Source organism: Massilia phyllosphaerae, from assembly GCF_034659755.1.
GTDB classification, from domain to species: domain Bacteria; phylum Pseudomonadota; class Gammaproteobacteria; order Burkholderiales; family Burkholderiaceae_D; genus Telluria; species Telluria phyllosphaerae.
Genome location: NZ_JAXSQX010000002.1, coordinates 633,797 through 659,593 on the forward strand (window position 1 = coordinate 633,797; position 25,797 = coordinate 659,593).

Annotated in this window: 19 protein-coding genes; 6 read left to right on the plus strand and 13 right to left on the minus strand. The window is 65.7% G+C overall.

What is annotated here, in order from left to right:
- Nucleotide 1 precedes the first annotated feature (1 nt).
- Nucleotides 2-271, plus strand: coding sequence for a DUF5985 family protein (locus tag U1H99_RS10985; RefSeq protein WP_323141762.1), 270 nt, complete (start codon nucleotides 2-4; stop codon nucleotides 269-271).
- A gap of 64 nt (nucleotides 272-335) precedes the next feature.
- The gene (locus tag U1H99_RS10990; protein WP_323141763.1) at nucleotides 336-539 is read left to right on the plus strand and encodes a hypothetical protein; all 204 of its coding nucleotides are present in this window, start codon (nucleotides 336-338) and stop codon (nucleotides 537-539) included.
- Here the strand turns inward: U1H99_RS10990 and U1H99_RS10995 are convergent.
- Nucleotides 529-1,362 (minus strand): phytanoyl-CoA dioxygenase family protein, encoded by an 834-nt coding sequence (locus U1H99_RS10995; protein WP_323141764.1) that lies wholly within the window; start codon nucleotides 1,360-1,362, stop codon nucleotides 529-531. The two genes, U1H99_RS10990 and U1H99_RS10995, sit on opposite strands and share 11 nt — an antisense overlap.
- 217 nt (nucleotides 1,363-1,579) lie before the next feature.
- Between U1H99_RS10995 and U1H99_RS11000 the strand changes: the two genes are divergently transcribed.
- Nucleotides 1,580-3,904, plus strand: a complete 2,325-nt coding sequence (locus U1H99_RS11000) for a hybrid sensor histidine kinase/response regulator (RefSeq protein ID WP_323141765.1) — start codon at nucleotides 1,580-1,582, stop codon at nucleotides 3,902-3,904.
- A gap of 115 nt (nucleotides 3,905-4,019) precedes the next feature.
- Here the strand turns inward: U1H99_RS11000 and U1H99_RS11005 are convergent, their stop codons facing one another.
- Together U1H99_RS11005 and U1H99_RS11010 are read right to left on the minus strand one after the other, a co-directional pair.
- Nucleotides 4,020-4,457, minus strand: coding sequence for an NUDIX hydrolase (locus U1H99_RS11005; protein ID WP_323141766.1), 438 nt, complete (start codon nucleotides 4,455-4,457; stop codon nucleotides 4,020-4,022).
- 19 nt (nucleotides 4,458-4,476) lie between these two features.
- Entirely contained in the window at nucleotides 4,477-7,662 is a 3,186-nt protein-coding gene (locus U1H99_RS11010; protein WP_323141767.1) for a response regulator, read from the minus strand.
- 143 nt (nucleotides 7,663-7,805) lie between these two features.
- Here U1H99_RS11010 and U1H99_RS11015 point away from each other — a divergent pair, with 143 nt between their 5' ends.
- From U1H99_RS11015 to glf, 3 genes are all read left to right on the plus strand, one after another.
- Nucleotides 7,806-8,951: a mechanosensitive ion channel family protein gene (locus tag U1H99_RS11015; RefSeq protein WP_323141768.1), complete on the plus strand. Its 1,146-nt coding sequence runs from the start codon at nucleotides 7,806-7,808 to the stop codon at nucleotides 8,949-8,951.
- A gap of 148 nt (nucleotides 8,952-9,099) precedes the next feature.
- Entirely contained in the window at nucleotides 9,100-9,414 is a 315-nt protein-coding gene (locus tag U1H99_RS11020) for a KGG domain-containing protein (protein ID WP_323141769.1), read from the plus strand.
- Nucleotides 9,415-9,695: 281 nt separating this feature from the next.
- Nucleotides 9,696-10,850 (plus strand): UDP-galactopyranose mutase, encoded by a 1,155-nt coding sequence (gene glf / locus U1H99_RS11025; RefSeq protein WP_323141770.1) that lies wholly within the window; start codon nucleotides 9,696-9,698, stop codon nucleotides 10,848-10,850.
- A 522-nt stretch (nucleotides 10,851-11,372) separates the two neighbouring features.
- Here the strand turns inward: glf and U1H99_RS11030 are convergent.
- From U1H99_RS11030 to uxaC, 10 genes are all read right to left on the minus strand, one after another.
- Entirely contained in the window at nucleotides 11,373-12,596 is a 1,224-nt protein-coding gene (locus U1H99_RS11030; protein WP_323141771.1) for a glycosyltransferase family 1 protein, read from the minus strand.
- A gap of 356 nt (nucleotides 12,597-12,952) precedes the next feature.
- On the minus strand, nucleotides 12,953-14,158 hold the full coding sequence (locus U1H99_RS11035) for a DUF2863 family protein (RefSeq protein ID WP_323141772.1): 1,206 nt from the start codon (nucleotides 14,156-14,158) through the stop codon (nucleotides 12,953-12,955).
- A gap of 75 nt (nucleotides 14,159-14,233) precedes the next feature.
- Complete coding sequence (locus tag U1H99_RS11040) at nucleotides 14,234-14,953, minus strand: GntR family transcriptional regulator (RefSeq protein ID WP_323141773.1); 720 nt, start codon at nucleotides 14,951-14,953, stop codon at nucleotides 14,234-14,236.
- A 36-nt stretch (nucleotides 14,954-14,989) separates the two neighbouring features.
- Nucleotides 14,990-15,943, minus strand: a complete 954-nt coding sequence (gene kdgK / locus U1H99_RS11045) for a 2-dehydro-3-deoxygluconokinase (RefSeq protein ID WP_323141774.1) — start codon at nucleotides 15,941-15,943, stop codon at nucleotides 14,990-14,992.
- A gap of 114 nt (nucleotides 15,944-16,057) precedes the next feature.
- On the minus strand, nucleotides 16,058-18,178 hold the full coding sequence (locus U1H99_RS11050; protein WP_323141775.1) for a glycoside hydrolase family 28 protein: 2,121 nt from the start codon (nucleotides 18,176-18,178) through the stop codon (nucleotides 16,058-16,060).
- A 42-nt stretch (nucleotides 18,179-18,220) separates the two neighbouring features.
- The gene (locus U1H99_RS11055) at nucleotides 18,221-19,492 is read right to left on the minus strand and encodes a porin (RefSeq protein ID WP_323141776.1); all 1,272 of its coding nucleotides are present in this window, start codon (nucleotides 19,490-19,492) and stop codon (nucleotides 18,221-18,223) included.
- Nucleotides 19,493-19,534: 42 nt separating this feature from the next.
- The gene (locus tag U1H99_RS11060; RefSeq protein WP_323141777.1) at nucleotides 19,535-20,830 is read right to left on the minus strand and encodes an MFS transporter; all 1,296 of its coding nucleotides are present in this window, start codon (nucleotides 20,828-20,830) and stop codon (nucleotides 19,535-19,537) included.
- A gap of 143 nt (nucleotides 20,831-20,973) precedes the next feature.
- On the minus strand, nucleotides 20,974-22,401 hold the full coding sequence (locus tag U1H99_RS11065) for a tagaturonate reductase (protein WP_323141778.1): 1,428 nt from the start codon (nucleotides 22,399-22,401) through the stop codon (nucleotides 20,974-20,976).
- Between the two features lie 131 nt (nucleotides 22,402-22,532).
- Nucleotides 22,533-24,131, minus strand: a complete 1,599-nt coding sequence (locus tag U1H99_RS11070; RefSeq protein WP_323141779.1) for a UxaA family hydrolase — start codon at nucleotides 24,129-24,131, stop codon at nucleotides 22,533-22,535.
- 37 nt (nucleotides 24,132-24,168) lie between these two features.
- Nucleotides 24,169-25,563 carry a glucuronate isomerase gene (uxaC, locus tag U1H99_RS11075; protein ID WP_323141780.1) on the minus strand — a complete coding sequence of 465 codons (1,395 nt, stop codon included), beginning with the start codon at nucleotides 25,561-25,563 and terminating at the stop codon, nucleotides 24,169-24,171.
- Between the last annotated feature and the right edge of the window lie 234 nt (nucleotides 25,564-25,797).

Sequence of the window (25,797 nt, forward strand, 5' to 3'; positions counted from 1 at the left end):
CGTGCCCGACCTCGTTACCGGCATGATCGCCATGGCCTCGCTCATCATCGGGCTGTTTTTCCTGCGCTTCTGGCGCAATACCAAGGACCGTTTCTTCCTGTATTTCGCGCTGTCCTTCGGGATCGAGGGCGTGCACCGCATCGTCACCACGCTGACCTACGACGAGCACGAAGAGTCGCCGCTGCACTACCTGGTGCGGCTGCTGGCGTACGGCTTGATCCTGTGGGCGATCCTGGAAAAGAACCTGCCATTGCGCCGCGACAAGTCCTAGCGTGCGCCCTCCCGCATGGGGCCGGGCACATAATGGGCCATCGAAACATGCAAAGGAGGCAATAATGACTGCACCGACCCAACAGGATAAAGACCGCTCGGAAAACCTGCTCCCGCCCGATGGCAAGGATGATGGCCAATTCAACGTGGCCGAGGAAGTCAACCTCGACCAGCAGGGCGACATGGCACGCCAGGTCGGCAAGGCGCCCAAGGGCATCGCCTCGGACGCCCTCGCCGATTCGCTGAAGGACGACGGCGCTACATCGTGACGCCCATGCGCAGGCCTTCGATCGTATGGGCCTGCTCGATACTCTCCAGTTCCGGCACGATGCGGCAGCGCAGGTGGCAACGCACGGCCTCGGGCAGCGCGTCCCAGTAGTCTTGCGTCACCTGCAGGTCGTGCTTGTCGGCGTTGCGCCCGTCCGGTGCATCGACACCCAGCACGAATACCGGACGCGACTGGTTGGAACGGTTGGCGGTGCCGCGGTGGATGGCCAGCGCCGAGCGCGCCGAGATGTCCCCCACTTGCGGCAGTTTGCGCTGGGCGCGCGCCTCGTAGCGCGCATAGTGCGACTTGTCCGGGAACATCGGGTCGCCGTCCGCCAGGTCGTCCCATTGGGTGCCGGGGGCGATCTCGAACGGCCCGATCTCTTCGGTGACGTCGACCGTGGTGATGTTGAAGGCGAGCGAATTCAGGCGCCGCCCCACCAGGGTTTCCGGCGGCGCCGGGAAGTCGCGGTGCCAGGGCTGGTGCATCGCGCCCGGGAACGGAATGTCGAAGCCGGCCTCGACGATCTTGTAGTCCGGCCCCAGCACCGCCGAGCATACCGCCACCACCCACGGGTGATTCACAATGTCGACGAAGCCGGACAGGCGTTCCGGATGCACCTCGACGTAGAACCGGTTCGGGCCGCGTTCGAGCGCGCCGCGCGGGCTGCGGCGGGCCTCCGCGAACAGGCCTTCGATGTCCTGCTTCAGGCGCCCGACCCACTCGCGGCTGAAGGCGCCTTTGCAGGCGATGATGCCGTCACCGTACAAGCCGCCCATGATGGCGGCTACGTCATAGTCGGTGCGCGGGCTTGCTGTGTCCATGGTCTCCTCCGATGTTCGATTGCGGTCCTCAGGCGGCTCATCCTACCGGAAACCGCAGGCGCTGGCACGCACCCGACAGCCCGTGCGGTAATTGACATTCACTCCGAGTCCTCCTACAGTCGCAGCCAGGCTGACCACTCTGACAATATATACATGTATCTCGCAGCACTCGGCCTTCAGCCGGCCTTGCCCGTCCTCCTGCGCGCCGGGAGGCCCCATGATTGATCACGACCACGGCCGTGTCCTGTTCCTGTGCGACCGGCCGGTACCGGATCCGGCGGTCGGCAGCGTTGCCGCCGAACTGGGCTACGAACTGATACGCGCCCGCAGCCTCGAAGAAGCCCTGGTGCATGCCGGCAGCGACGGCTTCGCACTGATCCTGGCCGGCTATTCGGGCAACGTCGATGCCATGTTCGCCAGCGTGCGCGAACTGCGCGGGCGCCTGCCGCACACGCCGCTGCTTGTGCACGGCATCCCGCCGAATCCGCCATTTTCGCTGGAGTCAGTATTTGAAGCCGGCGCGCTGGCCGTGCTCCACGATCCGGTTTCGGTGCCGATCCTACGCACCAAGGCCAGCTTCTTCCTGGAAGCCTACGCCAGCGCGGCCAAGCGGCGCCGCGCCGAGGCGGCGCTGCAGGAAACCCGCGCCCGCCTCGAATCGACCATCGCCAGCGCCGAAGTCGCGGTGTGGGATTGGGACGTCGTGCGCGATCGCGTCACCGGCGACCTGCGCATGACCGAACTGTTCGGACTGGACCCGGAAACCGCCGACGGCGCCCCGCTGTCGCGCTATTTCGACGCCGTCCACCCCGACGACCTGGCGCCGACCGAAACGCGCCTGCGCCATGCACTGGAAACCGGCGCGCCCTACGACGCCACCTTCCGCGTGCGCACCTTCAGCGGCGGCTGGCGCTGGTTGCTGGCGCGCGGCCGGGTCGAGCGCGGTGGGCGCGGCGCGGCGCGGGTACGCGGCGTGGTGATCGACGCCACCTTGCAAAAGGAATCCGAGGCGCGCCTGCAGGCCAGCGAAGAGCGCTACCGCACCCTGTTCGAGTCGGTCGACGACGGCGTCTGCCTGATCGAGATGCTGTACGACGCCACCGGCAAGCCCTGCGACTACCGCTTCCTCGAGGTGAACCAGGCGTTCGAGCGCCATACCGGCCTGAAGGACGCCGTCGGCCACACCGTGCGCGCGCTGAATCCGACCCACGAGCAGCACTGGTTCGACACCTATGGCCGGGTGGCCCGGACCGGCGAGCCGGAACGCTTCGTCAACGAGGCCGCCGGCCTCGGACGCTGGTACGACGTGTACGCGGCGCGCGTGGGTGCGCCCGGCAGCCACCGCGTGGTGGTGCTGTTCAGCGACATCACCGAACGGCGCCGCACCGAAGTCGAATTGCGCCGCCTGGCCGACGACCTCGCCGAGCAGGACCGCCTGAAAACCGAGTTCCTGGCCACCCTCGCCCACGAGCTGCGCAATCCGCTGGCGCCGATCCGCAGCGGCCTGCAGCTGATGCGCCGCGCCAAGGCCGACCCGGCGGCGATCGCGCGCGTGCAGGACATCATGGACCGCCAGCTCGACCACCTGGTGCACCTGGTCGACGACCTGCTCGACATCGCCCGCATCACGCGCGGCCAGGTCGACCTGAAACCGGCCCTGATCGACCTCGCCGACGTCCTCAACGCCGCGGTCGAGACCAGCATGCCGCTGATCGAAGGCGCACGCCACCAACTCGACGTGCGGCTGCCGGCCGCGCCGCTGACGCTGCACGCCGACTTTACCCGCATCACGCAGGTGATCAGCAACCTGCTCAACAACGCGGCCAAGTACACGCCGCGCGGCGGCGCCATCGTGCTGGCGGCCGAGCGCGACGGCGACACCGCCCTGATCGCGGTGTCGGACAACGGCATCGGCATCCCGCCCGAGGCGCTCGACGAGGTCTTCAAGATGTTCACCCAGGTGTCGCAGCACGCCCAGCACATCCCGGGCGGACTCGGTATCGGGCTGTCGCTGGTGCGCAGCCTGGTGCAGTTGCATGGCGGCTCGATCACGGCGGCCAGCGGCGGTACCGGCCAGGGCAGCGTGTTCACGGTGCGGCTGCCGCTGGCCCGGCCGGCGGCTGGGGAAGCACCCGCTGCGGCGCCGGTGGCGCAGTCGGAGGCCGCAAGCGCCGCGTCATCGCGCCTGCGCGTACTGGTGGTGGACGACAACCGCGACGCCGCCGAGACCCTGGGGGCGCTGATCGGCATGATGGGGCACGAGGTCGCGGTGGCCAACGACGGCCACCAGGCACTGCGCATGATGACGGCCATGCTGCCGCAGGTGGTGTTCCTCGACATCGGCATGCCCGGCATGTCCGGCTACGAGGTAGCGCAGGCGGCCCGGCGCGACCCTCGCCTCGACGCCACCCGGCTGGTCGCCCTGACCGGCTGGGGCGGCGAAGCCGACCGGGCGCGCACGCGCGAGGCCGGGTTCGACGAGCACCTCACCAAGCCGGCGACGGTGGCCGCGATCGAGGGCGTGCTGGCCAAGCTGGCGTAGGATGGACGGCTCTGCCGTCCACGCGGTGATCGTTAGCGCATGAACGACCGCAAACCTGCACGGCGCCGCGTGGTTTCCTGCACGGTCTGAACGCGTGGACGGCAAGCCGTCCACCCTACCAGTAGAGCGCCATCAGCCGCTCGGCCATGCGCGGCCAGCACAGGCGCGCCGCTTCGGCGCGCGTGGCCCAGCGGAAGCCGTCGGTCTCCGGTGTCGGCTTGCCGGTCACGTGGTGCGGAAAAAAGCTGTGGCAGACCAGGTGGTCGAGCGTCGGCAGTTCATCCCCGGCGTCGACCCGGAACAGGTGCAGCGCCTTGTCGCGCCGGTACGCAATGCGGCCGATCTCGACAAAGCGCTCCGCCGCGAACACCAGGCCGGTCTCCTCGCGCAGCTCGCGCATCGCCGCCTCCAGGGCGTTTTCGCCCAGATCCTGCATGCCTTTCGGAATGTCCCACTTGCCGGTGCCGGTCACATGGCACAGCAGCAGGCGCCCCTGCGCGTCCACCACCAGCGTGCCGCAGGAAATCCCCTGTTCCTTCGTCGCTCCCTTCATGTTTTCCCTTGCATGATCGTCACGGCAGCGCCCGCGCCACTGCGCCGAGCGCCTGTTCCAGCGCTTCCAGGCTGACCGGCTTGGTCAGGTGCTGGTCGAAGCCCGCTTCCTGCGACTGCTGCTGGTCGCTGTGCGCGCCCCAGCCGGTGAGCGCGATCAGCACCACCTGCTGCATCGTGCCCATGCGCCGGATCGCCCCGGCCAGGTCGTAGCCGTTCATCCCGGGCAGGCCGATGTCGAGGAAAGCCAGGTCGGGCTGGAATGTTTCGGCCAGGAACAGGCCTTCCGGGCCGTCATGGGCGACGCGTGTGGTGTGTCCCAGCAGCTGCAGCAGCGCGGCCAGGCTTTCGGCGGCATCCTCGTTGTCGTCGACCACCAGTACCCGCAGCGGCGCCGTGGCTGCCGCCCCGCCTTCGGCGCCAACCTCCTCGGGACGCGCATGCGGGGTGCCTGGACGCAGCGGCAGGCGCACCGTGAAGGTGCTGCCCTGCTTCTCGCCGCCGGAAAAGGCGCTGACGCGGCCGCCGTGCAGTTCGACCAGGCGCCGCACCAGCGACAGTCCGATGCCGAGGCCGCCCTGGGCCCGGTCGAGGCTGCCGCGCACCTGGGTGAACATCTCGAACACCGAGCCGATCGCCTCCGGCCCGATGCCGACGCCATTGTCGGACACCGCGATCACCGCGTGCCCATCCTCGCGCCACGCCGCCAGCCGGATAGTGCCCCCGTGCGGGGTATATTTGGCGGCGTTGTTCAGCAGGTTGGACAGCACCTGCACCAGGCGCGTGACATCGGCCTCGAGTTCCAGCGGATCGGGCGGCAGGTCCACTTCCAGCCGGTGGCCGTGCGCTTCCACCAGCGCCGCGCTGGTCTCGACCGCCATGCCGACGACCGTATGCAGCGGCACCGCCTCCTTCTTGAGCTCGATCTTGCCGCGCGTGATGCGGGCGATGTCGAGCAGGTCGTCGACCAGGTGGATCAGGTGGCCCAGCTGGCGGTCCATCATGCCGTGCACGCGCTTGGTGGCGGCCGTATCGCCGGGCGCCATGCGCAGCAGGTCGAGCCCGGTGCGGATCGGCGCCAGCGGATTGCGCAGCTCGTGCGCCAGCGTGGCCAGGAACTCGCTCTTGCGCAGGTCGGCCTCCGCCAGGTCGGCCGCCACCCGGCGCAGCTCGTCCTCTGCACGCTTTTGCTGCGTGATGTCGCGCGTGATCGTGGCCAGCCCCAGGTTGTTGCCGTCGCCGTCGCGCACCGCGAAGCCCTTGAAGTACACCGGCAGCGGCGCGGCGCCGTTCGGCTGTGCCAGGCGCAGTTCGCCCTCCCATTCGGCCTGGTCGCCGGTCAGCGTCGCCATCACCTGCTCGATGACGAAAGGCCGGTCTTCGCGCGGGAAGAAATCGATCATGCGCCAGGCCGCGATGTTGGTCTGCGCGCCCAGCCCCGCCATGCGCCGCCCGGCCGGGTTCAGCCAGATGCCGCCGGCGTCGGCGGTGAAGATGCCGATGAAGTCCGAGGACTGCTCGGCCACCGCGGCCAGGCGCCGGATCCCGGCCTCGGCGCGGCGGCGGTCGCTCTCGTCGCGGAAGTACAGCGCGGTGCCGCCCTCTTCCATCGGGAAGGCGTTGATCTCGAACCAGCGTTCCTGGCCCGGATCGAAGGTCTCGATGCGGCTGGCGGCACGCCCGGTCACGCTGTTGCGCAGCGCGCTTTCCTGGGGCGTGCCGCGCAGCGCGCGGAACAAGTCCCAGAACTGGGCGCCGACCAGGTCTTCGTTGCGGCGCTGCGTGACGTCCTCGGCGGCGCCGTTGGCATAGGTGATGCGCCATTCGCGGTCGAGCGCGATGAAGCCCTCGCTCATGCTGTCCAGGATCGCGCGCGAACGCTGCTCGGCGGCCTGGCGCTCGACGGCCTCGTGGCGCTGGCCGATCACCAGCGACGCGGTGTTGGCCAGCAGCGCCATCGCGGCCTGTTCCTGCGGCGTGGCGTGGCGACGGTCGCGGAAGTACAGCGTGAAGGTGCCCAGTACGTCGCCGGACGGCGCCAGGATCGGCATCGCGCGGCTGGCCCGCAGCCCGTGGGCGCGGGCCAGTTCGCGGTGGCCTTCCCACAGCGCGTCGTGCTCGATATCGGCGCAGTTGACGGTGGCGGCGCGCCAGGCGGCGCTGGCCGCGGCGGCGCCCACCGGCCCGACCCGGATCGCATCGACGCCGTGCTGGAAGCCGGCCGGCAGGGACGGCGCCGCCGCATGGCGCAGGCGCCTGCCGTCGGGCGTCATCAGCTGCACCGAGGCCAGCGCCGCGCCGCCGCCGTAGTCCTCGGCGGTGCGCGCCAGCACGTCCAGCACGTCGCCGAGCGGGGCGTCGGTGACGGCCAGTTCCAGGGCGCCGCGCTGGCCTACCGCCAGCAGGTTGGCGCGGGTGCGCTCGGTGACGTCGACGCCATGCAGCAGCACCCCGTCCACCGTGCCGTCCGGCTCGCGCAGCGCCATGCACACGAAGTCGAGGAAATGCTCTTCCAGCGCCGCGCAGCCTTCGCCGCCGCGCAGCACCACGCGCACGTTGTGGCCTTCGAGTGCCTGGCCCCTGGCATACACCTGGTCCAGCACCTCGATGAACTCCTGGCCGTCCAGCTCCGGCATCGCGTCGCGCAGCGGCAGGCCGTCCAGCGCGCGCCCGCAGGCCAGTTCGCGGTAGCGCTGGTTGGCCATCTCGATCACGTGGTCGGGGCCGCGCATCACGCCCATGATGGCCGGCGCGCGGTGAAAAATGTCGCGCAGGGCGGCGCGGTGGCGTTCCTCCTCGACCCGGGCCAGCTGCGCGCTCTTGCGGTACAGGTCGATGAACACCGATACCTTGGCGCGCAGCACCACCGGGTTGAACGGCTTGGTCATGTAGTCGACCGCGCCCAGCGCATAGGCGCGCTCGAGCGGAAACTCGTCGGCGTCGCCGGCGGTCAGGAAGATGATCGGCAAGCCCTGGGTGCGCGGGTGCTGGCGGATCAGTTCGGCCAGCTCGAAGCCGTTCATGGTGGGCATGCGCACGTCCAGCAGCACCACCGCGAAATCGCGCGCCAGCACTTCGCGCAGCGCCGCCTCGCCCGAGGTTACGGCGACCAGTTCGCCGACGCCGGTCAGGATCGCCTCCAGCACGGCAAGATTCGCGGGCTGGTCGTCGACAAGGAGGATGTTGGGGGTGTGGTCGGTGCTCATCGCGCCGCAGGCTCCGCGGGCATTAGGATTGTTAATAAGGCAATGTAGGCGCGAAGCTGCTGAAAGTCAATTGTGCGCGGCAGTTTAACGTGGGACTCCAGACTAGGCGGTTCGTTTCATGCACCATGCCTGGAGTTTTGCCGATGCCTTTTTCGTTTCACCTGCCGTTTCATTTCCCATTGCGCGCTGATGGCCGCGCGCTTTCCTTCCTGAACAATTCGCTCGAAGCCTGGGCACTGGCGCTGGCGGTCACGGTGCTTGCCGCGGCCGCCATGCTGTTCCTGCGCCGCTATGTGCTGCGCCACGTCGCCGCGAATGCGCGCAAGGCCGAGACCCATATCGACGACTTCATCGCGGCCATGCTGTCGCGTACCTATTTCGTGTTCATCGCGGCCTTCGCCATGTATTTCGGCAGTACCTTCCTCGACCTGAATACCAAGCGCGATTTGTTTGTAGCGCGGGTCGCGGTCGGGGCCCTGCTGCTGCAGCTGGCAATCTGGGGCGACGTCGGCCTGCGCGCCTGGCGCGACCGCCTGCGCCTGGGCGGCGACGGCGAACGGCGCGCTTCGCGCAGCGTACTGACCTTCATGCTGCGGCTGGCGCTGTGGACCATCGTCACCCTGATGGTGCTGGATAATTTCGGCATCAATATCACGACGCTGGTGGCCAGCCTCGGCGTCGGCGGTATCGCGGTCGCGCTGGCGACCCAGAACATCCTCGGCGATTTGTTTGCCTCGCTGTCGATCATGCTGGACAAACCGTTCGAGATCGGCGACTTCATCATCGTCGGCGACGTGCTGGGTTCGGTCGAGCATATCGGCCTGAAGACGACGCGCCTGCGCGGCCTGGGCGGCGAACAGGTGGTGTTTTCCAACGGCGACCTGCTCAAGAGCCGCATCCACAACCACAAGCGCATGGAGACGCGCCGCAATGCCTTCGTACTGCGGGTGGCCTATGGCACCAGCGAGGAGCAGCTGTGCCGGGTGCCGCGCATCATCAGGGAGATCATCGGCACCAAGCCGAACATCGATTTCGAGCGGGCCCACTTCTTCCGCTGGAGCGAGTGGTCGCTCGACTTCGAGATCGTCTACCACTTCCGCAGTCCGGACTACATCCTGCACATGGATGCCCAGCAGGACATCTTCCTCGACATCTACCGCCGGTTCCAGCAGGAAGGCATCCAGTTCGCCCACCCGATGTCGATCGTGCGCCTGGGCGAGCCGGTGCCGGGCAGCGCGGCAGCGGGACGGCCGGCGGGCGCGATGCCGCCGGGGCCATCGTTTCACTAAAGATTTTGAACATTGGTTACACACGGAGGTTGACGGACTCTTCCTACATGGCGGCCTCAGCGTGTCCTATTCCGCGTCTTATGCCTGACGCATAAGATGACTTCACCTCAACGAGGCACCCAATGTGAACTACTAAAGGAGAACGATCATGGCATCGAACAACCAGGGCGGAAACAAGGGTAACAACCAGAGCGACACCTCGAACCGCGGCTTCGCCTCGATGGATCCGCAGAAACAACGCGAAATCGCTTCCGAAGGCGGTCGTGCGGCCCATGCCTCGGGCAACGCTCACGAGTTCAACTCGGAAGAAGCACGCCGTGCCGGCTCGATGAGCCACAAGAACGACGGCAACCAGCAAAGCCAGGGCGGTGGCGGCAGCAAGCAGTCGGGCAACAGCACCCGCGGCGGTACGCCGGAACAGCACGCCAAGGCCGGCTCGCAGAGCCACAAGAACGACAAGTGATCGTTCCACGGGCCAGTCCCGTGCAACAGCCGCCGGCATTGCCCGGCGGCTTTTTTTTGTATTCACGACATCACTTCCGCTTTGCTCAAGCGGCCACAGCTATAAATGGCATGCATGACGCGGCACGGCAATCGTGCGGGGGCCAAGGGGCGAATAGTGATATATTTTTGTCACAATATCAGCACACAACATGTTGAAGCCGTGTGCGGAATGTTTTGTACGACGTGCCATCGGTACGGGCAGGACCAGAAGAATTACTACTCATCATTTAGGATAAATCAATGAAAAAGAATGTTGCCATCGTCGGAGCTGGTTTTTCCGGAGCTGTCGTCGCCAATCAGCTTGCGCAGGCGGGGTACAACGTCGAAGTGTTCGAGTCCCGCTCCCATATCGCGGGCAACTGCCATTCCGAGCGCGATGCCGAAACCAACGTCATGCTCCACGTCTACGGTCCGCACATTTTTCACACCGACAATGAGCGCGCCTGGGAATTCATCAATCGCTTCGGCGAAATGATGCCGTACGTGAACCGCGTCAAGGCGATCACCAACGGCCGCGTCTTCACCCTGCCGATCAACCTGCTGACGATCAACCAGTTCTTCAACAAGACCTTCCGCCCGGCCGAAGCCGAAGCCTTCATGGCCGAGATCGGCGACAAGACCATCGAGAATCCGCAGACCTTCGAAGAGCAGGCGCTGCGCTTCGTCGGCCGCGAGCTGTACGAAGCCTTCTTCAAGACCTACACGATCAAGCAGTGGGGCCTGCAGCCGAGCGAACTGCCGGCCAGCATCCTGAAGCGCCTGCCGGTCCGCTTCAACTACGACGACAACTATTTCAACCACAAGTACCAGGGCATGCCGAAGGACGGCTACACCGTCATCGTCGAAAAGATGCTCGACGTGCCGGGCATCCAGGTGCACCTGAACACCAAGTTCGACCCGAACGCGAAAGGCGACTACGACCACGTGTTCTACAGCGGCCCGATCGACGCCTGGTTCGGCCATACCGAAGGCCGCCTGCCCTACCGTACGCTGGACTTCGAAGTCTTCCGCGATTCCGGCGACTACCAGGGCAACGCGGTCATCAACGTCTGCGACAACTCGCAGCGCTATACCCGCGTCACCGAGCACAAGCATTTCGCACCGTGGGAAAAGCACGAAAAGACGATCTGCTACCTGGAATACAGCCGCCAGTGCGAGCCGGAAGACACCCCGTACTACCCCATCCGCCAGGCCCGCGAAAAGGCCCAGCTCGAAAAGTACGTCAACCTGGCCAAGCAGGAAACCAACGTCACCTTCATGGGCCGCCTGGGTACCTACCGCTACCTGGACATGGACGTCACCATCAACGAGGCGCTGATCACCGCGGACAAGTTCCTGGAGACCGCGCAGGCCAAAGGCGCCATGCCGGCGTTCGTGATCGATCCGCTGGCCTGATTCCCAGGCTTCAGCTAAGAAAGGCGCTTCGGCGCCTTTTTTGCGTTTACGGCGCTCCCGAGTGCAGGTTACCAGTACGGTGGCCTACCTTTCCGTGATGCGAACGATTATTCTCGTTCGGCGCGCGGGCGTGGGAGGCGTAGGCAGCGGACTTGCCGGTAGGGTGGACGGCTCTGCCGTCCACGCGTCAGCGATCGGCACCTCGCGACACAGACGCCCCGTAGAACATCCGGAGGCTGTAGCGATTCCCGCTGAGGCCCCGTTCAGGCGTTACCTGGACGCGTGGACGGCATTGGCGCTGCGTCGTCGCCCTTGTCGGGGTATAGCCGTCCACCCTACCTTGTACCGTCCTCCGTTCGAGCATGCGCTAATTCACAGTATGCACTTCATTATCGTGACGCGAACGAAAACAACCGATCACTCTACCGTGGCTGAAGATATTTGTCCCGACGAAAAAAACCCGCCGGTGCAAGCGCACGGGCGGTTCTGGGCGGACGGGCCGGAAGGCCCGTTCAGTCCGGCTTAGCCGGCAGCTTGCGCCGGCGTATCGGTGACACGCGCAGTCTTCAGGTTGGCCGCGACCGGCAGCACCTCGACGGCGTCGTTGGCGCTGACTTCGACATTGGCCGCGTTCAGGCGCTCGGCCTTGTTCGATGGCTGGGTCGACTGGATGATCTCGTGCATCGCGTTGGCGGTCTTGTCCCACGAGGTGTTGGCCACGACCTTGCGCATGCGCTCCGCGAGGTCGGCTTTCTGGCCGTCGTTCAGGGCCAGCATGCGATCGCAGGCGGCGATGAACTCCTGGGCGTCGTTGGCGATCTCGACCACGTGGCTGTACGGGACCTTGACGTCGGTGATCGGGGTCGAGACCGACGGCAGCTCGGCTGCCATGTATTCTAGCACCTTGGTCGGGCTGATGAACTTGGTCGACTCGTTCAGCGCGAACGGCAGCAGGCAGACATCCCAGCCGGCCAGGAACTTCGGCAGCTCGTCGTAGGTGCGCTGGCCCATGTAGTGGATGTTGGCGCCTTGCGGCAGGTTGGCCGGGTCGATCTTGACGACGGGGCCGACCAGCACGATCTGCCAGTCCGGACGGGCGGCGGCGACTTCCTTGATCAGGTCGGTGTCGAAGCGCTCGTCGATGACGCCGTAGAAGCCGAGACGCGGATGGGCGACATCGGCCTGGGCCGGGTGGCTGTTCGACTTGTCCAGTGCCTGGCGGAAGTGCTTGGCGTCGACGCTGCTCGAGAAGCAGTAGGCGTTGGCGTGGCGGGTACGCTTCGATTCGTACAGGCTCGGGCCGCCGGTGAAGCAGATATCGGCGATGTTCAGCAGTGCGCTTTCGCGCTGCAGCAGTTGTTTCGGCGGATTCTTGAAGGCAGCCAGTTCGTCCATGCAGTCGTAGATGACCAGCGACGGCTCGAAGTTCTGCAGCAGCGGCAGGGCCATCGGGGTGTAGAACCACACCACTGGACGTTCGCCTTGTGGCACCAGGTCGGCCAGCAGGGTCTGCAGGGTCGGCAGCTGGTCGTCGTGGAAGCCCCATTGATGGATCGGGGTGTGCGGGCGGCACACGGTGATGTTCTTGGCGACTTCGGTTTTCTGCAGGAATGCCTGCCCTTCATGGTGCACCGGTTCTTCGACGAACAGGATGTTGTAGTGTTCCGCCAGGCGCGTCATCAGGTGCTGGGGACGCTGGAAGACAAAATCCCAACGCAGGTGGCAAAACACGATCAGGGTCGGCATGTTCAAGTTCCTTTCGCCTTCGTGGCGTTTCTAGTTAATCTGGATTGCGACCGGCGGGTGGCGCACGCTCTTGGGAAGCGACGCTCTCATCGCAGCGGACATGCAATCCTAACATGCAATTTTCCCAATATTTTTCGTTTGTGCAGCGCAAAATTTCTATTTGTGAGTTGTTTGCCAGTGCAAGCCCTGCTCTCCCCTATGGAAAGCCCTGTTTTGCAGGGCTGATGTAGGTCGCGTCCTACATATAGAAAGGGTAAAACCGTACGACGACTCATCCTGTACGCCTTGCGTGCGCATCCATGAGCAGCCCCATTTCCCGTACCGGAGCGGGGCTGCGCATGCGTCGCGCTATCTGATCAGGCAGTCAGGTAGGGTTCGGCGCCCTGGGGTTCGCCCTCGTCGTCGAAGCCGGTCGCCACCAGTATGCCATCCAGGCCGACAGTGGCGAGGGCGTCGCACAGGTCCTCGAGCTCGATTTCAAGGTCGTCGGCCAGGTCGACCGGCTTGTCGATGGTCGCCAGCGGCGCGCCGCCGCCGAGCGCGTACAGATTGATGCGCAGCGCCGCATGGTCCCCGGCCTCGACCGGCGCCACCACCGCCTTGATGCGCTCCGGCTCGAGGTCCTGGCCGTCGAGGCGCCAGTTGACCTCGGCCAGCGTGGCCAGCATCGCCAGCTCGGACACACCCTGCTCCATCGCCCCGTAGAACAGGTCCTGGTACAGGAAATTGAGGTCGAGTTCGGTCGGCGTGCGCGACAGGTTGCGCTGCAACAAAGGCGCGATGCTGCCGGCCCACATCCGGTAGCGCGCCAGTCGTCCCTCGAAATAGGCGTCGGCCGCTTCTTCGTCCTTCGGCACACGGTAGAACGGGTCGTCGGCGTGCTTGAGGGAAAAACCGAGCAGGAAGCGCAGTTCCATCGCTTCTTCGTGGGCGTCGGCCAGGCCCGGCTGCCAGCCGCGCATACTGGCTTCGATCGCCGGCGCGGCGACCAGCTTTTTCGAGCGCATCGATTGCAGCGCCTCGCGCAGCATCTCCTGCAAGTCGCTGTAGCGTACCGCTTCGACCTCGTCGAGGTCGTACAGGTGGCGCACCAGCACCACGCGCGCATCGGCACTGGCCAGGCCGGCCTGGCGGAAGCTGTCGTTCAGTTCCTCGAAGGCGGTGTCGTCCTGGAACACGTCGGCCTCCACCAGGCCGCCGGTACTGGTGACGAACATCGGAATCATGAAGGCGTCGATCTCGAGTTCCTCGTCGCCCTCGTGCGCATGCACGGTCGCGGCTTCTTCCTCGATCTTGTCCCGCAGCCAGCGGCAGGCGCCCGGATCGGTATAGCGCGCCAGTTCGATGGCGCCGTACAGCACCTCGTCGTGCTTGCGGCGCAGCGCGCGCCGCACCAGGGTCTGCACGTCCTGCTCGCGCGCGGCCAGCACGGCCGGCTCGAGGTCTTCGCGCTCGGCGATCTCGAGCGCGAGATCGACCAGGTTCTGCGCCAGCGCTTCGTGGTCGGGCTCCGCCGCCTGTTTCACGGGCTTGCGGGGTGCGGGGCGCTTGTTTTTGGGCATGGCGAAATCATAAAAGAGTCATTGAGTCGCCATGGTAACAGGATGAAAATAGGCCGCCAAACGCGACTGCCGCCTTCAGCGCGGCAGGCGGCTATTAAGATGTGCGGTAAAGAACTCGGGACGCAGCTTGCGCGTGACTTCCAGCACCGGCATCACGTGGTCGAGGTGGTTCAGCAGCGCGGCGCGGGCACGCGCCGGATCCTGGGCCTCGATCGCGTCCACCACCGCCCGGTGCTCCTCGAGCACGCCGGCCATCCTGCCTTCCAGCGGCAGGGTCAGCTGGCGGTAGCGGTCCATCTGGGTCTTGGCCTGCTGGATGATCGGCCACACGCCGGGATAGCCCGACAGCTCGGCCAGCAGCGCATGGAAGCCCTCGTCGGTGCGGTGGAAGCCGTGCAGGTCGTTGGCGGCGATCGCCACTTCCTGCTCGGCCAGGGTCGCGCGCAGGCGCGCCACGCCCTCGGCACCGGCGCGCAGCGCCGCCTTTTCGATGATCGCGGTTTCCAGCGCATGGCGCACCAGGTTGGCTTCTTCGAGCGCGTCCAGCGGAATGCGGGCGACGAAGGTGCCGGAGCGTGGGATGACTTCGATCAGGCCTTCGTCGGCGAGGCGCTGCACGGCTTCGTGCACCGGCGTGCGGCTGGTGCCGAACTCCTCGGCGATGTCCCGTTCGACGACGCGTTCGCCCGGCAGCATGGTCATTCCGACGATGCGCTGGCGCAGGCACAGGTAGACCCGGCGCGCGGCCGTGAGGCAGGGGTCGGCAAGAGGTTGCGGTGGTGTCGGCGTATTCATGGCTCGTAGTCTAGCGAAAACTCGGGCATTCTAGCGTCACAGCGGCGCCGGCATGGCATCGAGCGGGATAATCGCGCCGCGCACGCGGATCACGGCGCCGGCCAGGCGGTGGCCTGCCCTGGCCGCCTCCTGCGGATCCTTGCCCGACAGCCGCGCCGCCATGTAGGCCGCGCCGAAGGAATCGCCGGCCGCCGTGGTGTCGACCACGTCCTGCACCGGCTCCGGGGCCACCTGGTGCAGGCTATCGTCGGCCCACACCACGCAGGGGTCGGCGCCGCACTTGACCACGACTTCGGCGACGCCGTAGCCGCGGGTGCGCTCGATCACCTGCTGCACGCTTTCCTGTCCGTACAGGGCGATCTCGTCGTCCAGGGTCAGCAGCGCGATGTCGGTGTTGGCCAGCACGCGGCGGTAGACTTCGCGCGCGGTCTCCGCGCTTTCCCACAGGCGCGGCCGGTAATTGTTGTCGAACACCACGCGGCCGCCGCGTGCGCGGCACTGCGCCAGCGCCGCGATCAGCAGTTCGCGGTCGGCCGGCGCCAGGATCGCCAGGCTGATGCCCGACAGGTACACCAGCGGCGAGGCCGCCAGCTGCACCAGCACCTTGCCGGCCTCCGGCGCTTCCAGCCAGTGGCGCGCCGCCGAGTCCTTGCGCCAGTAGTGGAAGCGGCGTTCGCCGTCGGGGTCGGTCTCGATCATGTAGATGCCCGGCAGGCGCTCCGGCAGGCGCTGCACGCAGGACGTGTCGATGCCCTCGCGCTCCCAGCTGGCCAGCATCTCGGCCGACATGCCGTCCACGCCCAGCCCGGTGACGTAGGCGACGCGCACCCTGGCCGGATCGAGCAGGCGCGCCATGTAGACGGCGGCGTTCAGCGTATCGCCGCCGAAGCGGTAATCCATGGTCGCGGCATGGCCGGCGCTGCCGGCGGCGGCACTGCGCTGCAGCTCGATCATGCATTCGCCGATGGCGTAAACGGTTTGGGCTTGCATCGTGCTCCTCAAATGGTGTTCTGTGTCGTGAGAGTGAAGTAAAACGCCCCGCCCGCCGTGGGGCAAGCGGGGCGCCGGCGGCACCCGGCGGCTGCCGGGCACCGATGTTACCGCTTATTTACGCGAGGCCCAGGTCGAACCGAAGAAGTTCGATGCGCCGATCGACGGGAAGTCGACGTAGGCCTTCGAGCAATCCACGACCTTGGACGGGTCGACCGCCTTGGTCGGCACGCCGTTGATCACGTTGCGGTTCTCTGCATTGGCGATCAGCGGCAGGTTGACGCCCTTGATCGTCAGGTTGGCATCCGAGGTGGTCAGCGTGATCTCGTCCGGCGAGTCGGCCACGACGTTGGTCATGGTCATGCCGAGCGGGTACTGCGGGTTGTTGTAGCCGCCGGTATTCGCCTGGAAGCCCTGCAGCTTGACCGCGCTCTTGCCCTGGATGCGCACGTTTTCCATGGTGATGTCATGGAAGTTCGGGAACAGCGGGCCGGCCGCCGGCAGTGCCTTGGTCGAGTAGTACGGGGTGAACAGCAGCGCGTTCAAGCCTTCCTTGATGCAGATGTTCTTGTAGCGAACATTGCTGACCTCGCCACCGCGGGCATAGTCCGACTTGATCCGCAGGCCCTCTTCCGAATCCCAGAACGAATTGTCGTAGATGTCCAGGTTCTTGACGCCGGCGTTGGTCTCGGAACCGACCGAGATGCCGTGGCCGTAGTAGATGTGGTTGTGGGCCACGATCATGCCCGCCTTGCGGTCGGCACGGACGTCGCGTGCGCCGTCGATGCCCGGCAAGCCGGAGCCGCTTGGGCTCGGGTTCTGGCTGCCCTTGAACGCCATGTCGTCGTCGCCGGTCGACACGTAGTTGTAGGCGAAAACGAAGTTCTTCAGGTAGCCGTCAAAGGAGATCTTGGCCGCCGACTTGGTGGTGGCGCCGGTGGTCAGCGCGACCGACGTCGCTTTCGAGGCCGAACCCGGGTCGAAGGCGTCGGTGTTCTTGACGTTGTCTTCGGTGAAGGTGTCGCCGTTGTACAGCGGGTTGCCGTTGCCGGCCGGGTTGGCGAAAGCCGCCAGTGACGGCGTCTGGACTTTCACGCCCCACACGGTCAGGCCATCGACGCCGCTCGGCACGACGTGGAAGTTGGCGCTGTTGTTCAGGCTGATGCGATACAGGGTCAGGTTCTTCGCGTAGTTGAACACCATCATGCGGAAATTCGACTGCGAACCGTAGCCGGTAGTGCCGTTCTGGACCATGTTGCCCAGGAAGGCCAGGTCCCACCAGGTCATGTTGCGCACCGACGATTTCGAATCGACGAAGGTGCCGCCGTTGTCGCAGGAGGTGCCGTCGGCCGCCTTCTTGCCGGTCAGCCAGGCCGCGTAGGTGTTCGAGCAGGTCATGTCGACCTTCATCAGCGGGTACAGCGCGTCGGTGGTGACGATCTCGGCGTAGCCGCGGCTGTCGATCGCGCCGTCGCCCATCACGGCCGAGTTGACCAGGTTGTCGCCGCCGATCAGCGGCAGGCAGTTACTCGAGGAACCGGCCTTGGTGGCCGAGGTCGCAGTGTTGGCGCAGTACTTGCCGGTGGTCTTGTCGGCCACGTAGGCGGCGGCGTCGCGGGTGCCGTACAGGGTTACGCCCTTGTCGATCCACAGCGTCACGCCGGACGGCAGGGTCAGCGGGCCGGAGATGAAGCTGTCGCCCACGCCGCTCGAATTCACCACCAGGCGCACCGCGAACTTGCTGGCCTTGTAGTCGGGCTTGGCCAGTTCCTCGCCCGACACGCCGGCGATGTTGACGTTGGCCACGTTGGCGGCCTTCTGCGACGCGGTCGCGGCGGCGTCGGCCGCGGCGATCTTGGCGCCGACTTCGGCTTCCACGGCGGCGCCGCAGGCGTTCAGCGCGGCCTGGATGCGGTCCTGGTCCGGGTTGACGACGGCGCGGTCGACCGCGACGGCGACGCCGGCCTTGGACGGATCGGCTTCCGGCGGCAGCGAGCCGTCGGGACGGCGCACCAGCTTGGGCGAGGCTTCCAGCGTGGCGCAGACCTGGGCGTCGGTCGGCAGCTTCGGCTCGGCCGGCAGGTCCGGATCGAAGGTGGTGGTGCCGACCTGGTAGACGGCGCCCGCGCTGTAGCTCACTTTCGAGGCGTCCGAGCCACCGCCGCCACCGCCGCCGCAGGCGGCCAGCGAGGCTGCGATGACGAGCATCGGCAGGACGATTTTGGTCTGTTGCATGGTCATTGTGTGTCTCTTTGTATTTCTGGTGGGTGCAGCAAATTAGAAGCGGGCGATCAGGCCGATACCGAAGGCGCGCGGGCTGTTGCCGGGGGCCAGGAAGGCGTCGTCGCGGCCGATGTTGTTGCTGTCGATCGGCGACTGGCCCAGGTTCACGTTCTGCTGGGCGTGGTTGCGGATCTTGGTGTAGTACACGTACGGCGCCAGCAGGCGGTTGAAGTTGTAGATCGCGCCCAGCGAGTATTGGTTGGCGCTGTAGTCCTGCGGGCTGCCGAAGGTGGTGTTCTTAAGGTTGAACAGCTTGCCGGCCGAGCCCATGATGCTGAGCTTGCCGATGTCCTGGGCGATCGAGACCATGGCGGCGTTCTGCTTGGCAGTGCCGTAGGCGACGCCGCTGTAGTAGTTGCCGGCGGTCGGGACCGCTGCATCTTCAAAGCCGTACTTGCCCTGCTCGAAGCCGACGCCGATGGTGGTGCCGGTATGCAGCTTGTAGCGGGCGATCACCTTGGCGAACTCGGTCTTCACGCCCGACGAATCGAGCAGGCGGAAGCCGTAGCCTTCGGTCAACGCGACCGTGTCGATGCCGGTATTGTTCTGGCGGTCGTAGCCGGCGCCGACGGTCAGCGGGCCCCAGGTGTACTTGGCGGCGACCGACCAGCGGCCGCGGTTGGTGTTGCTGGCCTGGTCTTCGTCGAAGCCGTAGGACGCGCCGACCTGGAGGCCGTAGTATTCCGGCGAAATGTAGTGGGCCGAATTCTTGTAGCGCGCTTCGCCGCGCGAGAAGATGCTGTCGGTGTTGCCCGACATCTGGGCCGAGGTGTTGTTCCACACGTCGAGGCCGTGCACGGTCAGGCCGAGGTTGCCGCCGAACTCGCCGCCCGAGCCGATCAGGCTGCGGTAGACCGAGTCGTTGTTGCCGACCACGAACTGGCCGAAACGCTTGCTTTCGATGCCGACGTAGGTGTTGCGCGAGGTCAGGGTCGACGACTCGCCGCGGTTGTTCACGCCGCCCTGGTCGAAGTTGTTGAGGGCGGCCTCGATCTGCCACACGCCCTTCAGGTCGTCGGTCACGCCGATGTTGCCACGGAAGCCGAGGCGCGAATTACCGTCCGAAACGCGGCCGCGGCTGCTGTACGGGGTCGCGCCGCCTTCGGCCTGGACCGATTCCAGCTGGCCGTTCAGGAAACCGTAGATCGTGGTATCCACTTTCAGGTTGGCGAGTTCACCGAGCGTGGTTTGCGCCAGCGCAGCGTTCGAAAGGCATGCCAGGGCGGCCGCCGCCAGGATGGTCTTCCTGGAGATAAAGTGCGTCATTTAAAATCTCTTGTCTTCTTGCTTGGGTTAGTACAACGAAACTCAGGATTGCGCCGTCGTTGCCGACGGGGTGATACCCAGGGGCGGTTGCGGTCCGCGTTCGCGCACCATCAGCCACACCACGACTGCCGCCAGCAGGTCGAACACGGCCAGCACGCCGAACAGCGGGCTGAAGCCCACTTGCGTGACCGCGATGCCGAACAGCAGGGTGAACAGCGTTGCGCCCAGGTAGCCGGACATGCCGGCCAGGCCCGTGGCGGTCGCCACTTCATGTCTTCCGAACACGTCGGAGGTAATCGAGTACAGTGCGCCGGACAGGGTCTGGTGCGCGAAGCCGCCGATGCACAGCAGCAGGATCGCGGTGTACGGGCTCGCCACCAGGCCGACGCAGCCCGGCGCGATCATGCACACCGCGCCGATGCCGACCACCCACTTGCGCGAGGCGAACACCGAGACCTTGAAGCGCTTGTGGATGATCGGCGACAGGTAGCCGCCCAGCACGCAGCCGATGTCGGCGGCCAGGAAAGGCAGCCAGGCGAAGGCGGCGATCTCCTTCAGGTCCATGTGGCGTTCGGTCGCCATGTACAGCGGGATCCAGGCGTTGAAGGTCTGCCAGGCCGGCTCCGACAGGAAGCGCGGGATCGCCACCGACCAGAAATTGCGGCTCTTGACGATCTGCTTCCACGAGGCCTTGGCGACCTTGTCCTGCGGGCGGTCGTCCTGGCCTGACAGGATGAAGTAGCGTTCGGCGTCGGTCAGCTTCTGCTGGTCGCGCGGGTGCTTGTAGAACAGCACCCACAGCAGGGTCCAGACCACGCCGATGGCGCCGACCACGACGAAGGATATGCGCCAGCCGCCGTGCAGGATGGTCCACACCACCAGCGGCGGCGCGCACAGGGCGCCGATCGAGGAACCGATGTTGAACCAGCCGATGGCGACCGAGCGCTCCTTCGGCGGGAACCACTCGGTGGTGGCCTTGACGCCGGCCGGGATGCCGGCCGCTTCGGTCAGGCCGAGCAGGCCGCGGAAGAAGGCCATGCTTTTCCAGCCCGTGGAAAAGGCGGCGCAGGCGCAGGCCACTGACCAAGCCAGTGCGAACACGGCGAAGCCGATCTTGGTGCCGACCGCATCCAGCACGTAGCCGGCGATCGGCTGCATCAACGCATAGCAGACCTGCCAAGCGACCACGATGTATGAGTACTCTTGCTTGTCGAAATTCAGGTCCGTCATCATGGTCGGCGCCGCGACCGACAGCGTATTGCGCGCCAGGTAGTTGACGATCAGGCCGAGCGTCACCAGGCCCACCATCCACCAGCGCATGCCTTTCATTTTCTTCATGTCGTGTCCTCCAAATCCTGTGTTTACGCGCCGACTTATGCGCTGACTTACGCACCGGCAGGCGCGCAAGGTCCCGGGCCGCTGTACGCTTGCGCGTTCGCGGCCTCTATCGCTTTGGTTCGGGTGGGTTCAGCCGCTGCCGGTTAGCCCAGCAGTTCGCGGATGCCGCGCCGCCTGATCTGCTCGAGGGCGACCGTGACCGCGTAGGTCAGGCCGGGAACCTCGTTCAGGTCCCTGCCCCACAGCCTGGTATTGGCCAGCCAGCCCGAGGCCAGCTGCGCCATCGACCAGGCGCCGCTGTCGACCTTTGGCCAGGACTGGCGGAACCAGTCGAGGTTGGCCGCATCGTCGGACAGCTCGATCAGGTCGCCGCGGTACAGCGCCATGGTCGCGGCCAGGGCCAGCACCAGGCGGCGCGGCAGGCGGCCGGCGTTCAGCTCGGCGTAGCGCAGCAGCTGCGGCATCACGCGCGCGGCGAACTTGCTCCAGCTGTTGAGGGCGATCGAGGCCAACCGGTGGTGGATCGAAGGGTTGCGGAAGCGCAGCAGGACGTCGTCGGCGAAGGCTGCCAGTTCCTTGCGGTCCATCTCGAGCGCCGGGATGATCTCGTCGGAGATCGCGGCACGGAGAAAAGGACCGACGCCGCTGTCGTCGACCGCCGGGCCGACCGCTTCCAGGCCGGCCAGCAGGGCCACCGGCACCAGCGTGGTGTGGCCGCCGTTGAGGATGCCGACCTTGCGCTTTTTATAGGGTGTGATGTCGTCGACCAGCTTGACGTTGAGGCCGGCGCCTTGCAGCTTGAGCTCGTCGCCGATCCAGGACGGGCCCTGGATCACGAACAGGTAATAGTATTCGGCAGCCACCAGGAAGGGATCGTCGTAGCCCAGTTCATCCTTGATTTCCGCCGCGTCGCCCGCCGGGTAGCCGGTGACGATGCGGTCGACCAGGGTCGAGCAGAAGGTGCAGGCGGCTTCGATCCACTCGGCGAAGCCCGCTTCCAGCGACCACAGTTGCGCGAAGTGCAGTACCGCGGCTTTCAGGGCCGGGCCGTTCCTGTCGATCAGCTCGCACGGCAGCAGCACCAGGCCCTTGTCCGTGGCGCCTGCGAAGGCCTGATAGCGCTTGAACAGGAGCTGGGTGAGCTTGGCCGGGAAGGTGCTTGGCGGCGCATCGTCGAAGCGGTCGGTCTGGTTGACCGCGATGCCGGCTTCGGTGGTGTTCGATACCACGAAGCGCAGGTCGGGATTCGCCGCCAGCGCCAGGTAGTCGGCATACGCCGTGCCGGGGTCGATCTCGCGCTGCACGCACTCGACGGTGCGGTATGCCTTGACCGGCTGGCCTTCCTCGTTCAGGCCGCGCACCAGAACGGTGAACAGGCCGTCCTGGGTGTCCAGCAGCGGCGCATTCGAGCCGCCGCGCGGACGCACGACCACCACGCCGGCATCCAGGCCGGTACGCTCGTTCAGCAGGTCGATCTGCCAGTCGAAGAAGCCGCGCATGAAGTTGCCCTGGCCGAACTGGAGGATCTTGATGGGCAGCGCGAACGGGGCGCTGCGTTTCAGTTGTTGCATGTGTCTCTTTCTTATAGCTGTTCGCATGATCCCTGCTTCCGCGTGGACAGCAGAGCTGTCCACCCTACGAAGCCGTCCGTAGGGTGGACGGGTTTCCCGTCCACGCGAACGTTCGCATCGTGCCGGCGCATTTACAGCGAAATATCGCGCTTCCAGAAGATGAAGTCGTACTGCTGCAGCCGGTCCGCCTTGCAGGTGTACTTGCCGCCGGCCGTAGCCACCACCATGTCGAACAGTCCACGCGCGACGTCCGGCAGCGGCTTGCCCTCGATGACCGGACCGCAGTCGTAGTCGATCATGTCGGACAGCTTGTTGGCGACCCGGGTGTTGCTCGAGATTTTCAGCACCGGGACGATCGGGTTGCCGGTCGGGGTGCCGAGGCCGGTCGAGAACAGGACCACGTTGGCGCCCGAGGCCACGATGCCGGTGACGGATTCGACGTCGCCGCCCGGGGTGCACAGCAGGGACAGGCCCGGCTTGTCGGTCTGCTCGGCGTAGTCCAGCACCGAGACGATCGGCGAGGTGCCGCCCTTCTTGGCGGCGCCGGCCGACTTCATGGCGTCGGTGATCAGGCCGTCGCGGATGTTGCCCGGGCTCGGGTTGTCGGCGAAATGGGTGCCGACCGCCAGCGCGCGCTGCTCGAAGTCGCGCATCATGCCCAGGAAGCGGCGCTTGTCCTCGTCTTCCACGCAGCGCTCGATCAGGTTGGCTTCGACGCCGCACAGTTCCGGGAACTCGGCCAGGATGGAGGAGCCGCCGACGGCGACCACCATGTCCGACACGTAGCCCATCGCCGGATTCGCCGAGATGCCCGAAAAGCCGTCGGAACCGCCGCATTTCACGCCGATCTTCAGGTGCGACAGCGGCACCGGCTGGCGGGTCACCTTGTTGGCTTCCTTCAGGTGCGACAGGGTGTCCTGCAGCACCGCCTTCATCATCTTTTCTTCGCTGTCCCACTGCTGCTGTTCATAGATCAGCACCGGCTTGTCGAAGTTTGGGTTCTGCTTGGCCAGCGCTTCCTTGAACATGGCGATCTGGGCGTTCTGGCAGCCCAGCGAGAATACGGTGATGCCGGCCACGTTCGGGTGGTCGGCATAGGCGGACAGCACGCGGCACAGCGAGCGGGCGTCGGCACGGGTGCCGCCGCAGCCACCGTTGTGGGTAATGACGCGCACGCCGTCGAGGTTCGGGAACGGGCGCACCACCGGCTTCGGTGCCTCCATGTCTTCTCCCAATAACTGGAACGTCAGCGACGCCAGGTCGTCCTGGGCATAGCCGAGTGGACGCTCGAGCGCATTGCGCAGGTGCTCGACGTTGCGGTTCTCGCAGAACACCAGCGGGAAGATCAGCCAGTAATTGGCGGTGCCGACGCGGCCGTCGGCGCGCACCACGCCGTCGAAGGTGGCGCCGCCCAGGTCGGCCACGTCCGGCGGGGTCCAGGTGTAGGGCTTCGACTCCCCGATTTCGACTTCGGCGGCATGGTGGGCCAGGTTCTCGGTGGTGACCGCTTCGCCCTTCCTGATCGGCTGGGTCGCCTTGCCGACGGTGACGCCGTACATGGTCAGCAGGTCGCCGACCGCGAACGCGCGCCGGGCCAGCTTGTGCTTGGTCTTGATCGGCGTGGCGACGAGGATGTTCTCGTCGTTCCACGTGACGACTTCACCCGGCGTCAGGTCGGTCAGGGCGACCAGCATGCTGTCGTCCGGGTGAATGCAGATTACTTTTTGCATGAAGGTGCGCCCTATTCTTTCCTGTTGCAGGCCGCGATTAGAGGCCGAAGTAGTTCTTTGCGTTGTCGTAGCAGATGCCGCGCACGACCGTCGACAGCGCCTCGAAGTCATTGGGGTACTCGCCGCCTTCGACCCATTCGCCGAACTGGCGGCACACCAGGCGGCGGAAGTAGTCGTGGCGCGGGTAGGACGCGAAGCTGCGCGAGTCGGTCACCATGCCCACGAAGACGCCCAGCACCGAGTGGTTGCCGAAGGCCAGGATCTGCGCCAGGTTGCCCAGTTTATGGTCGTTGAACCACCAGGCCGGGCCGAACTGCACCTTGCCGGCGACGCTGCCGTCCTGGAAGTTGCCGATCATGGTCGACAGCACTTCGTTCATGGCCGGGTTCAGGTTGAACAGCATGGTCTTCGGCAGCTGGTCGTTGGCGTCCAGCGCGGATAGCAGCGACACCAGGCCGTTCGAGGTGGTCATGTCCGAGATCGAGTCGAAGCCGGTGTCCGGGCCCAGGGTCTGCAGCATGCGCAGGTTGTTGGAACGCATGGCGCCGATGTGGAAGCACATGGTCCAGCCGAATTTCGCGTACACGGTGCCGATGCTTTCCAGCAGGCCGCGCAGGTACTGGGCCTGTTCCAGTTCCGACAGTGTCTCGCCGGCGATGCGGCGCGCAAAAATCGATTCCAGCTGGTCCGGGGTGGCGGCGACGACCGGCAGCGGCATGTCGATCGCGTGGTCCGAGATGCGGCCGCCGCGGTCGTGGAAGAATGCCACGCGCTTGGCCAGCGCCGCCATCATCGAGGCGAAGGAATCGATCTTGATGTCGGACACCGCGGACAGGCGGGTCACGTAATCGACGAAGCCTTCCTTGCCGATACGCATCGCATTGTCTGGACGGTAGGCCGGCAACACGCGGGTCTTCAGGCCGGAAGTGGCGATCTCGGCGTGCTGCAGCAGGTCGTCGGCCGGGTCGTCGGTGGTGCAGGCGATTTCGACCTTGGCCTGCTCCAGGAAGGACCAGGTGTCCATCCCGGCCAGCTTGGCGTTGGCCTGTTCCCAGATCGCGTCCGCGTTCTTTTCATTGATGATCAGGTCGATGCCGAAGATGCGGCGCAGCTCCAGGTGGCTCCAGTGGTAGATCGGGTTGCCGATGGCGAGCGGCAGTACCTTGCAGAAGGCATCGAACTTTTCGCGGTCGCTGCGGTTGCCGGTGCAGTATTCCTCGGCGACGCCGGCGGTGCGCATCAGGCGCCATTTGTAATGGTCGCCGGCCAGCCAGAGTTCGGCGATGTTGCGGAACTTCTTGCGCTCGGCGATTTCGCCCTGCTGCAGGTGCGAGTGGTAGTCGATCACCGGGAGGTCGGCCGCCACTTCGTGGTACAGCTTGCGGGCGACGTCGGTGGTGAGGAGGAAATCCTTGTCCATGAATGCGGTCATGCTTGTTACTCCTTGCGCTTGGTTGCGGTGCGCCCTTGGCCGGCGCTTCTGATATATCAGAATGGTATGCCTAATATATTACATACGCAAGATCTTTCCTTCTCTAAAGGTAACAAAAACAGGCAAATTGGTCAGACCAAACAACAGAACTGTTCTGTTCATTATCGCGCAAAAGCCATTTTGGCCCAACCAATCTCTCGTTTGTTCTAACTAGAAATAAAAATTTTCAATGAA

Excerpts from the sequence above, each read along its gene's own strand:
- kdgK (WP_323141774.1), bottom strand. The coding sequence starts at position 15,943 with ATGCAAGCCCAAACCGTTTACGCCATCGGCGAATGCATGATCGAGCTG.
- U1H99_RS11050 (WP_323141775.1), bottom strand. The coding sequence starts at position 18,178 with ATGCAACAGACCAAAATCGTCCTGCCGATGCTCGTCATCGCAGCCTCG.
- U1H99_RS11040 (WP_323141773.1), bottom strand. The coding sequence starts at position 14,953 with ATGAATACGCCGACACCACCGCAACCTCTTGCCGACCCCTGCCTCACG.
- U1H99_RS11055 (WP_323141776.1), bottom strand. The coding sequence starts at position 19,492 with ATGACGCACTTTATCTCCAGGAAGACCATCCTGGCGGCGGCCGCCCTG.
- U1H99_RS11010 (WP_323141767.1), bottom strand. The coding sequence starts at position 7,662 with ATGAGCACCGACCACACCCCCAACATCCTCCTTGTCGACGACCAGCCC.
- U1H99_RS11000 (WP_323141765.1), top strand. The coding sequence starts at position 1,580 with ATGATTGATCACGACCACGGCCGTGTCCTGTTCCTGTGCGACCGGCCG.
- U1H99_RS11030 (WP_323141771.1), bottom strand. The coding sequence starts at position 12,596 with ATGCCGACCCTGATCGTGTTTTGCCACCTGCGTTGGGATTTTGTCTTC.
- U1H99_RS11070 (WP_323141779.1), bottom strand. The coding sequence starts at position 24,131 with ATGCAAAAAGTAATCTGCATTCACCCGGACGACAGCATGCTGGTCGCC.
- U1H99_RS11060 (WP_323141777.1), bottom strand. The coding sequence starts at position 20,830 with ATGAAGAAAATGAAAGGCATGCGCTGGTGGATGGTGGGCCTGGTGACG.
- U1H99_RS11035 (WP_323141772.1), bottom strand. The coding sequence starts at position 14,158 with ATGCCCAAAAACAAGCGCCCCGCACCCCGCAAGCCCGTGAAACAGGCG.
- U1H99_RS10990 (WP_323141763.1), top strand. The coding sequence starts at position 336 with ATGACTGCACCGACCCAACAGGATAAAGACCGCTCGGAAAACCTGCTC.
- U1H99_RS11020 (WP_323141769.1), top strand. The coding sequence starts at position 9,100 with ATGGCATCGAACAACCAGGGCGGAAACAAGGGTAACAACCAGAGCGAC.
- U1H99_RS10995 (WP_323141764.1), bottom strand. The coding sequence starts at position 1,362 with ATGGACACAGCAAGCCCGCGCACCGACTATGACGTAGCCGCCATCATG.
- U1H99_RS11065 (WP_323141778.1), bottom strand. The coding sequence starts at position 22,401 with ATGCAACAACTGAAACGCAGCGCCCCGTTCGCGCTGCCCATCAAGATC.
- glf (WP_323141770.1), top strand. The coding sequence starts at position 9,696 with ATGAAAAAGAATGTTGCCATCGTCGGAGCTGGTTTTTCCGGAGCTGTC.
- U1H99_RS11015 (WP_323141768.1), top strand. The coding sequence starts at position 7,806 with ATGCCTTTTTCGTTTCACCTGCCGTTTCATTTCCCATTGCGCGCTGAT.
- uxaC (WP_323141780.1), bottom strand. The coding sequence starts at position 25,563 with ATGACCGCATTCATGGACAAGGATTTCCTCCTCACCACCGACGTCGCC.
- U1H99_RS11005 (WP_323141766.1), bottom strand. The coding sequence starts at position 4,457 with ATGAAGGGAGCGACGAAGGAACAGGGGATTTCCTGCGGCACGCTGGTG.